Source organism: Streptomyces sp. NPDC006265 (assembly GCF_040613555.1).
Taxonomy (GTDB): domain Bacteria; phylum Actinomycetota; class Actinomycetes; order Streptomycetales; family Streptomycetaceae; genus Streptomyces.
Genome location: NZ_JBEXSH010000316.1, coordinates 1 through 9,135 on the forward strand (window position 1 = coordinate 1; position 9,135 = coordinate 9,135).

The following is a 9,135-nucleotide window of genomic DNA, read 5'->3' on the forward strand; positions in this document are numbered from 1 at the left end:
GGTATCCGTCGGGCGACAGCTCCCCGATGTCCCCGGTGTGGAACCAGCCGTCCGGCTCCAGCACCTCGGCGGTCTTCTCGGGCAGCTCGCGTCCTGGCGTCCTGATCGCCGCCGCTCCAGTCCTGCCGCTCGGCGGGCAGGTGCTCCCGCATGCCGGCGCGGGCCCGCTGCAACGCGCTGTTCACGGAGTGGACGGAGTCGCCGAGGCACTCCGCGACGTCCTTCGCCGGCCAGCCGAGCACGTCGCGCAGGATCAGCACGGCCCGCGGGCGCGGCGCGAGGTGCTGGACCGCCACCAGGTACGCAAGCTCGATCGTCTCGCGCGCGACGGCGACGGTCTCCGGCTCGTCCGCGTCGCCCGCGGGCAGCTCGTCGAGCAGCCGGTCCGGGTAGGGCTGCAGCCACAGCACCTCGCCGCCGGTGGCCGGCTCCGGGCGGACCTTGGCGAGCAGGTCCAGGCAGGCGTTGGTGGCGATCCGGTACAGCCAGGCCCGAAACGTCGAGCGCCCCTCGAAGGTCTCCCGCCGCCGCCAGGCGCGCAGGAACGTCTCCTGCACCGTGTCCTCGGCGTCCTCGAACGACCCGAGCATCCGGTAGCAGTGCACATGCAGCTCCCGCCGGTGCCGCTCCGCCAGCCCCGAGAACGCCTGCTCATCGACCTCGCCCAGACCGCTCACGCCCAGCTCCTCCAGCCGCGTGTCCGCACTCATCACGTCGTCCCTCCGCCTCGTCGTGTCCCGTCGTAGGTGTGACGGGTGCGGGCGCGAAAACTCATCACCAGGGGTCGGTCGGCGCGGCCGTGCGCCGTCTCATCCGGAGACCGGCCTGCACCGGTCTCCTGTCGCGATACTCCGCCAAGCTGCTACAGCAGGCCAGCGGGCGGATCCGTCGGTTCCGGGTGCAGCGCCCCGTCCTTGCGCAGCAGCGCGCTCACCGCGTCGCCCGACGCGCGGTCCAGGCCCTCGCCGTCCGGCAGTACGCCGAGCGCCGTCGCCACGTCGCGCCCGTACAGGTCCACCGCCCCCTCCACGAGATCCGCCAGCGCCTCCGCCGCGCGCGGATCCATGCCATGGCGAGGGTGACGGCGGCGACGACCGCGGCGGGCCACCACCACGGCGCCACCAGCAGGTACATCAGCCCCCAGCCCGTCAGCCGGGCGTCCGCCCGGTACGCGGCGTACGCATCCGTCAGTTCGGCGTGCGCGCCGGGTCCGGCAGCGCCAGCCACAGCCTCGGCCACAGCGCCTCCATGTCCAGCCGGTATGCGTGATACACCCGCAGGTCCACCGCCCGCAGCCGGTCCCCGATCCATGTCGGCCGGTCGGCCGGCACCGGGCAGATCCGCCGGCACCGGTCCAGCGACGCCCGCAGCGCCGCGCGTGCTTCCGGATCCGCCCCGTGCGGAGGTACGGCGCTCAGCGCCACCGCCCGGCGCTCCGCGACGACCTCCGCGTACGCCCGCCACCACCGCTCCCGGCGCCGCTCGCCCAGCCACCGCCCCGGGCCGCGCCGCACCTCCACCGCCCACAGCAGCGCCACGCCCTCGCCGAGCGCTGCCGCGGAGAGACCGCGCCCGTGGCGGCCGCGAGGGCGCCGGGGAGATGCTTGTGAGGTCCCTGGGACGGCAGATGACAGGATGGGGGCATGACTATCAAGGTTTTCTTTGACATCACCATCGACGGCGCTCCCGCCGGCCGGATCAACATGAACCTCTTCGACGACGTCGCCCCCAAGACCGTGGAGAACTTCCGCGCGCTCGCGACCGGTGAGAAGGGCTTCGGCTACAAGGGCTCGTCCTTCCACCGCGTCATCCCGGAGTTCATGCTCCAGGGCGGTGACTTCACCCGCGGCGACGGCACGGGCGGCAAGAGCATCTACGGCGAGAAGTTCGCCGACGAGAACTTCACGCTCAAGCACACCAAGCCGGGCCAGCTCTCCATGGCCAACGCCGGCCCGAACACCAACGGCTCGCAGTTCTTCATCACCACGATCGTGACGTCGTGGCTCGACGGCAAGCACGTCGTCTTCGGTGAGGTCGCCGACGAGAGCAGCATGGAGCTCGTACGCAAGATCGAGAGCTACGGCTCGCGCTCCGGCCGCACCTCGGCCACGATCACCATCGCCGACTCCGGCACTCTCTGACGACACGTCGCCGCGTGCGGGGCCCGGTCGGACCGGACCCCGCACGAGAGGGTCCTCAGGATCCCTCGTCCATGGTGCTACGGCTTGTCGAGCACCGTCCCCGTCAGCACCGGCCTGCCGGGCAGCGGTGCGGCGTTGCGGTCGGTCAGCGCGAGGCGCATCGACTCGGTCCGCTCGGCGACCTGGTCCTTGACGGTCGGCACGGCGAAGTCCACGCCGGTGCTCCCGGGCGGGATGTTCAGCCACACCCACAGGTGCGCTTCGGACCGCGGCCGCTCGGGGTCGGGCACGTCACCGGACCATTCGTTGAGCCACTGTGGGTCCACGTCCTTGGTGGCCGGCTCGGCGCCCTCGATGACCGGAAGCACCCGCATCGGCTCGCAGAGGTCCACCGCCGCGGGCGCGTCCACGGACAGCCGCCAGGTCAGCGCCCCTCCCTCGGTCACCCGGTCCGCGACCGGCGACAGGGTGATCACCGGCTCGGGGTCGTCGTTCCCGACGGTGAGCCCGCCCCGGCACTTGCCGACGACGGCGCCCCGGACGGCCTTGACGGCGATGTCGTGCCCGACGTCGTCCCCGTAGACCGTGTCGCCCTTCACCTCGACCGGCACGTCGATCGTGTCGCGGCCGAGCCGTACGGTCACCAGGCGGTTGCCGGCCCGGCCGCCGTCCGGGTCGAGGACGTACACGCGGACCTGCCCGCTGCCGCGTCCGGAGATCTCGACCGGAATCCGGCTGCGGGTGCCCGAGTCGCCCTCCTTGACGATCGTGCGGCCCACGTCGACACGCGGCAAGGTGGCCGCCTTCACCGCCGACGTGCCCGGTGCCAAGCCCCAGGCGTCCATCAGCCAGGCCCGCCCGGTCCGCGAACGGGGCGTCAGGTCGAGGGACTTGACATGCCTGAGGTCGAGCCCGGCCCGAGTCGCGGCCCACAGCGGGACGCGCAGCTCCTGAGCCCAGTAGGAAGCGGTGTTCGCCGAACCCGGGAGCCCGTCCACTCGTGCGGAGCCCAGTTTCACCCGGCGGTTGGAGGAGTCGGTGACGGATACGTCGAGCTTCGTGCCCGTCGTGTTCGGCGGTACGAAGATCCGCAGCGCGAGCTTCTGGGCGCCGCGGAGGGAGAGCGGCTTTGCCAAAGTGATACGCGCGGGCCCTGCCCGGCGCGGACCACTTCAGGTCCACCGCGCTGCGGCCGGTTTCCTGTTCCGTCTCCCACGACGCGAAGTGCGGTGACGGTCCGAGAGTCTCCGGGTGCAGACAGGCCACGGCCGGGTCCGGGTCCATCGCCGAACACAGCCGAGCACCGGTCACCTTCGCCCCGCCGTCCGGCAGGAAACCACCGTTGCGGCGGCCGTCGACCGCGTGGGTCAGCACCCGGGCCGGGTCCGCGGACGGGGCGCGCATGCCGGAACCGTCGAGCAGCGGACGCACCCGGTCGTCCCCGGCGAGGAAGAGCCGGGCCGCGGCGGCGATGTACGTGGCGCCCGCCTTGTGCTGCCTAGGGTCGGGCCGGTTCGCGAGCCGGCCGAGTCGCGAAGTTCGCGGATGCCGCTCTTTCAGTTGCAGGGAATCAGGGGGTTGGTCTCGGAGCTGACGGAGGTGTCCTTCATCCATCCCCAGACCCCGTTGTCCGCTTTCGTCAGCAGCCAGCGGTTCGGGTGCGGGCCGCCCACGTAAGCGCCGTTGTCGAGTCGACAACTGAACCAGCTGTAGGTGGTGTACATGTATCCGACGACCTTGCCGGTGCCATTGAAATTGTCGTACACCTTCGCGGCGTAGACGTTGTAGCAGTAGTGGGCATTGACCTCGAGCGTGCACTGGTGCTGGGCGCTCGCGGATGCCGTGGGCGCGATCAGGCTCAGGCTGCCGAGCGCGGCGGCGACGGTCAGCGCGGCGGCCCGTACTCGCAGGTGAAGTCGCATGAAAGTCCTCCCACTCCTTACGGCCGGATGACAGGAGATCGTGCACGAAAGGCTAGAAGGGCACAGGCAGGAACGGTCCTGACAGATGTCAGGGACTCCGATCAATGCGCCAGGTGAGACACCGGCGAAGACGCGCTTCGTCACAATGAACCGCATGGCCGCAGACAAAGACGCAGCGTTCGTACTGCCGCGAGGTGCCACGGGCTTCTTCCGGCCGAAGGACGGGCCACTGCCGGAAGTCGACCAGCGGACGTTCCGCACAGCCCGGTACGCAGCCGCCCGGGCCGCCAAAGGCCATGTGGGACAGGTTGAGGAGCAGGCCTACCCTCGGACGTTCCACACCGCGACGGTCGTCGCGAGCGCGGGCGAGCACGTCGTCCTCTGCCACGCCCACCAACCCTGGATCGCCTTCGCGGAAGAACTCCGGGGTTGGTACACCGCCGAGTTGCTCGCCCCACCGCCCTGGGCCCACGCCTTCGCCGACCTCGGGTTCGCAGTGCTTGGCCGCGTGCGGCTCACTACGCCGCTGGCCGATATCGACCTCGGTCCTCACCCAGGGCGAATGGCGTGACATCCGCTTCTACGGCATCACCACACTGGGCGGAGCGCTCTTCAACTCGTGGGACTGACATAGCCGATGGGCCGTCGGCCCTGCGCTCGCGAGCCCTCCCCTCAACTGCAGCGCCTCTGGCGGCAATCCAGGCCGGCCCACATATTGACGTGTGCCACATCACACAGCTACTGTCCCCGCGACCTGCTTGATTGAAACGATTCAGCAGACCGGAGAAGCCATGCTCCTCAGGCGCCCCCTCATGCTCGGCCTCCTTACGGGCTTCGTCGTGCTCGTGGTACTCGGCGGCGTGACCGTACTGCCCACTCCCCTGTCACCAGCGGCGTCCGCCGCGGGCGCCCCTCTCGCCGTGCGGGCCCTGAGCACCAACAGCCGGACGAACCCCATCGGCATCGGCGGTGAATCCCCGGTGTTCGGATGGCAGTTGGCATCGGAGCGGCGGGCGACGGCACAACAGGCCTATGAGATACAGGTCGGACGCGGACCAGGGGGCGCCGACGTGTGGTCGTCCGGCAAGGTGAGGTCCGGCCGGCAGGTCGACGTCGAGTACGGCGGTCCGGCCCTGAAGTCGGCCACTCGCTACCACTGGCGCGTCCGGGCCTGGGACGACAAGGGAGCCGTGAGCCGGTGGAGCGCGGACGCGTACTTCGAGACCGGCCTGCTGGATGCCGGCGACTGGGACGGCGCTCAGTGGATCACTCGCGCCAACGCTCCGAGTGAGCTGGACCAGTGGACCGACTACGCCGCGACCGTCCGGTTCAAGCTCGACAGCGCCGCCTTCGGCATGTTCCTGCGTGCTCCCGACACGACCAACGGATACATGTGGCAGTTCAACGTCACCGGCGCGAACCCGACGCTGAGGCTGCACAAGCAGGTCAAGGGCACGTACAGCGTGGCCAAGGAAGTGGATCTCGCATCCCACGGCTTCACCAACGCCTCTCTCCTCGCCGACCGGCACACCGTGCGCTACGACGTGGCGGGCGACACGATCAGGACGACACTCGACGGCAAGCTCGTCAGCACCTTCATCGACTCCACGTTCACCAAGGGCTACATCGGTTTCCGTACCCACGCCTGCTGCGGCGAGCGGGGAACGGTCTACGACGCCGTCGTGACCGGCCCCGGCGGCACCACTCTGCTCGACGCCGACTTCGCCTCCGGCCGGAACCCCTTCTCCGGCGGTGACATCACCGGCTCTGCCCTCGCGGTCTCCGGCACCACGGACGCCCTGTACGGACCCGAAGTCCGGCCGATGCCTCTGCTGCGCACGGCCTTCGCGACCGAGCCCGGCAAGAAGGTCGCCTCCGCACGGGTCTACGCCTCCGCGCTCGGCGTCTACGCGCTGGAGATCAACGGCAGGCCGGTCGGCGACCACGTGCTGGCCCCGGGCTGGACCGACTACCACCGGCGCATCCAGTCCCAGACCTACGACGTCACGAGCATGCTCAACAGCGGCGACAACGCGATCGGCGCGTCCCTGGCGAACGGCTGGTGGGCCGGCAAGGTCGGGATCGGCTGGAGCCGCCAGTACGGCGACGCTCCGGCGCTCGTGGCGAAGATGCGCGTCGCCTACACCGACGGCTCCGTGCAGTGGATCGCCACGGACGGCTCCTGGAAGGCGGCTGAGGGACCTTACGTCAAGGCCGACCTTCAGGACGGTGAGACGTACGACGCCCGTTTGAAGCCGACGGGTTGGAGCCGCGCCGGATTCGACGACGCCCGCTGGGAAGCAGCCGCGAAGGTGGAGTCACGCACCAACCTGCTCGTCCCGCAGAGCGACGAGCCGGTGCGCGAGACGCAGGTTCTCAAGGCCCGGAAGATGACCGAGCCCAGCTCCGGGGCCTATGTGTACGACCTCGGCCAGAACATGGTCGGCGTGTCCCGGCTGACCCTCACCGGCTCCTCCGGCCGGACCGCGAGGATCCGTTACGCCGAGGTGCTCAACAAGGACGGCACGCTCTACACGGACAACTTCCGCAGTGCCAAGGTCACCGACCGCTATGTCTTCGCCGACTCCCGGACGGTCACCTACGAGCCCACCTTCACCCAGCACGGGTTCCGCTACGTCGAGATCACCGGAGTGGACTCGCCTCCCGCGCTCACCGACGTTCAGGGTGTCGTCTGGGGCTCCGACCTCCCGTCCACCGGCACGCTGCAGACCTCGGACGGCATGCTCGACCAACTGGTCAGCAACATCTCCTGGAGCCAGCGGGGCAACTTCCTGTCCATCCCCACCGACACCCCGGCCCGTGACGAGCGCCTCGGCTGGACGGGCGACATCAGCCTGTTCGCCCCGACAGCCAACTACCTCGTCGACACGCGCGCGTTCCTGTCCCACTGGATGGCGGACGTCCGCAACTCCCAGTACGCCAACGGCGATCTGCCGGCGGTCGTGCCGACCCCCCAGGGCCAGTTCGCCGAGAGCGGTGTCGGCTGGTCCGACGTGATGATCACCGTGCCGTACCACGTGTGGCGCTCCTACGGTGACACCCGCATCCTGCGCGACAACTACCCCGCCATGCGCAAGTTCTTCCGGTTCTTGCGTGAGAGTGCCGGAGCGGACCTCCTGGAGCCCGGCCGCACCACGTTCTTCACCAACGACTGGCTACACCTGGACGACCCCACCGACCAGGGCATTCTGGGCACCGCCTACTACGCCGAGAACGCCCGCATGATGGCGGAAGCCGCCGACGCCCTGGGCGACGAGTCGGCGGCGTCCGACTACCACAAGCTCTCCGCCGACATCCGCCACGCCTTCACTCAGGCCTACGTGTCAGTCGACGGCACCGTGAAGGGCAATTCCCAGACCGGATACGCCATGACTCTGGGCATGGATCTCGTCCCGGACCCGGAACTCGTCGGCAAGGTCGGCGAGAAGTTCGTGGCCAAGCTGGCCCTGACCGACTACCACCTGCGCACCGGCTTCATCGGCACGCCGTTGCTGCTGCCCGCGCTGAGCCGGATCGGCCGCGACGACCTGGCCTACACGATGCTCCTGCACAAGGACTACCCGTCCTGGGGCTACGAGATCGAGAAGGGCGGCACCACCATGTGGGAGCGCTGGAACTCGATCATGCCTGACGGCGAATTCGGCCCCGTCGACATGAACTCCTTCAACCACTACGCGTACGGCGCCGTGGGTGACTGGATGTTCCAGAACATCGGTGGCCTCTGCGCCCTCGAGCCCGGCTACAAGCGCTCCCGGATCGCTCCCGTACCCGGCGGCAACCTGACCAGGGCTTCCGGAAGCCTCCACACCGTCCACGGCCTGCTGTCGTCGCGCTGGACCAGCCGGAACAGCGTCTTCACCCTGAAGGTGACGGTGCCGGTCAACACGGTCGCGGAAGTCCATGTCCCGGCCGACACGCGCCACGCGGTGACCGAAGGCGGCCGACCGGCGGACAAGGCGAAGGGAGTCCGCTTCCTGCGCATGGAGAACGGGACGGCCGTCTTCCAGGTCGGGTCGGGCACCTACGACTTCGTCGCCGGGTCGGACTCCCGCTAGGGCAGTCCGGGGCAGACACCCTGCCGATGCGCTCAGTCCTGCTCGCGCGAGGTCGCGGTCCTCGCGGCCTCAGCAGACACAGGCCGTCGCGTGGGCCACGGGGCACCTGCTGCGCGGCAGCTCCCGGAGCCGTCACGGTCAATGTCCCCGAAGCGTCGCCAAGGTGAATGCGACCAGTGGGCCGGCAAAGGTGCACGGATGCGCTCGTATTCGGTCGCGACGAGCCGGCAGTCGGGGTTTGGTCCGAGCAGGAATGCTGAAGGCATTGCGCGATGCGCGATGCGCGTAAGCGTCGCCATGGACGTCGGCACGTCGCCATGCGTAAGGGCGGTGCCACGGGAGATGCCATGGTCAGCGCCGCCCGAGTGGCCGAATCGCTGCCCTGAGGACGTCCGAGGCGGAAGCCGCGCTCGTCGTGTCCGATGCGTTGTATCAGCACGTGCCCCCGTTGCCCGGGCGCTTCCGACGCGTGCGGATGGCGCACATGGCCACGGAGAGCTGGACCTGGCTGGAGATCCGGCCCCCGCCGCCCCGCTCCGGCACGCTCGAGCGCGGTCCTGTCGGCGCCGGACTCTACGCCGAACTGACCGGTCTGCCGCAGGTGCACGCGGGGATCCGCGACCTGGCGCCGTTGCTCCCCGACCCTTTGCGCGGAGCCTTCTGCGCCCAGCGCGTTTCGGTGCTGGAGAACCCGGCCGGCGCGTCCGAGGTCCTGGAGAGGCCCGCGGACAGCCACACGACGTTCACGGGAGTCCCGATCGAGGTCCTGCGGTCGGGCGTAGCCGACGGCTCGCAGACACTTTCCCTCAGCGACCTGTACGGGAACCACGCCGTCGACTCGCGGCCGAGGGCTCTCCCCTGCCGACGCTCACGACGCACAACGACACCGGCCAAGTCGCCCTCACCCGTAACCGAGCCCGGCAGGCCTCGTCATCGTCAACCGCGTCCGGGGTCTTCCCAGGCCACCGCGCGGCACACGGCTCCGGCTCCGGCTCC

Annotated in this window: 7 protein-coding genes and 2 pseudogenes; 4 read left to right on the forward strand and 5 right to left on the reverse strand. The window is 69.8% G+C overall.

Annotation, left to right across the window (positions count from 1 at the left end):
- Positions 1-104 precede the first annotated feature (104 nt).
- The 3 genes and pseudogenes from ABZ281_RS24250 to ABZ281_RS24260 form a co-directional block, all read right to left on the reverse strand.
- Positions 105-710: pseudogene (locus ABZ281_RS24250) on the reverse strand (RNA polymerase subunit sigma-70); the annotation flags it as partial.
- Positions 711-862: 152 nt separating this feature from the next.
- Positions 863-1,066, reverse strand: coding sequence for a hypothetical protein (locus ABZ281_RS24255; protein ID WP_356658605.1), 204 nt, complete (start codon positions 1,064-1,066; stop codon positions 863-865).
- Positions 1,067-1,187: 121 nt separating this feature from the next.
- Positions 1,188-1,538: a hypothetical protein gene (locus ABZ281_RS24260; protein WP_356658607.1), complete on the reverse strand. Its 351-nt coding sequence runs from the start codon at positions 1,536-1,538 to the stop codon at positions 1,188-1,190.
- Between the two features lie 105 nt (positions 1,539-1,643).
- Between ABZ281_RS24260 and ABZ281_RS24265 the strand changes: the two genes are divergently transcribed.
- Entirely contained in the window at positions 1,644-2,141 is a 498-nt protein-coding gene (locus ABZ281_RS24265; RefSeq protein ID WP_298571944.1) for a peptidylprolyl isomerase, read from the forward strand.
- 77 nt (positions 2,142-2,218) lie between these two features.
- Here the strand turns inward: ABZ281_RS24265 and ABZ281_RS24270 are convergent.
- A pseudogene (locus ABZ281_RS24270) lies at positions 2,219-3,641 on the reverse strand (hypothetical protein); the annotation flags it as partial.
- A 56-nt stretch (positions 3,642-3,697) separates the two neighbouring features.
- The gene (locus ABZ281_RS24275) at positions 3,698-4,063 is read right to left on the reverse strand and encodes a hypothetical protein (RefSeq protein WP_356658609.1); all 366 of its coding nucleotides are present in this window, start codon (positions 4,061-4,063) and stop codon (positions 3,698-3,700) included.
- Between the two features lie 154 nt (positions 4,064-4,217).
- Between ABZ281_RS24275 and ABZ281_RS24280 the strand changes: the two genes are divergently transcribed.
- From ABZ281_RS24280 to ABZ281_RS24290, 3 genes are all read left to right on the forward strand, one after another.
- Complete coding sequence (locus ABZ281_RS24280) at positions 4,218-4,634, forward strand: hypothetical protein (protein ID WP_356658611.1); 417 nt, start codon at positions 4,218-4,220, stop codon at positions 4,632-4,634.
- Between the two features lie 220 nt (positions 4,635-4,854).
- On the forward strand, positions 4,855-8,139 hold the full coding sequence (locus ABZ281_RS24285) for a family 78 glycoside hydrolase catalytic domain (protein ID WP_356658613.1): 3,285 nt from the start codon (positions 4,855-4,857) through the stop codon (positions 8,137-8,139).
- Between the two features lie 484 nt (positions 8,140-8,623).
- Positions 8,624-9,135, forward strand: a 512-nt coding sequence (locus ABZ281_RS24290; protein ID WP_356658615.1) for a hypothetical protein, incomplete at its 3' end; no start/stop codon positions are given.

What these genes read in the sequence shown, in the direction of transcription:
- ABZ281_RS24285 (WP_356658613.1), top strand. Translation starts at nt 4,855, where the DNA reads ATGCTCCTCAGGCGCCCCCTCATGCTCGGCCTCCTTACGGGCTTCGTC.
- ABZ281_RS24255 (WP_356658605.1), bottom strand. Translation starts at nt 1,066, where the DNA reads ATGGATCCGCGCGCGGCGGAGGCGCTGGCGGATCTCGTGGAGGGGGCG.
- ABZ281_RS24280 (WP_356658611.1), top strand. Translation starts at nt 4,218, where the DNA reads ATGGCCGCAGACAAAGACGCAGCGTTCGTACTGCCGCGAGGTGCCACG.
- ABZ281_RS24275 (WP_356658609.1), bottom strand. Translation starts at nt 4,063, where the DNA reads ATGCGACTTCACCTGCGAGTACGGGCCGCCGCGCTGACCGTCGCCGCC.
- ABZ281_RS24265 (WP_298571944.1), top strand. Translation starts at nt 1,644, where the DNA reads ATGACTATCAAGGTTTTCTTTGACATCACCATCGACGGCGCTCCCGCC.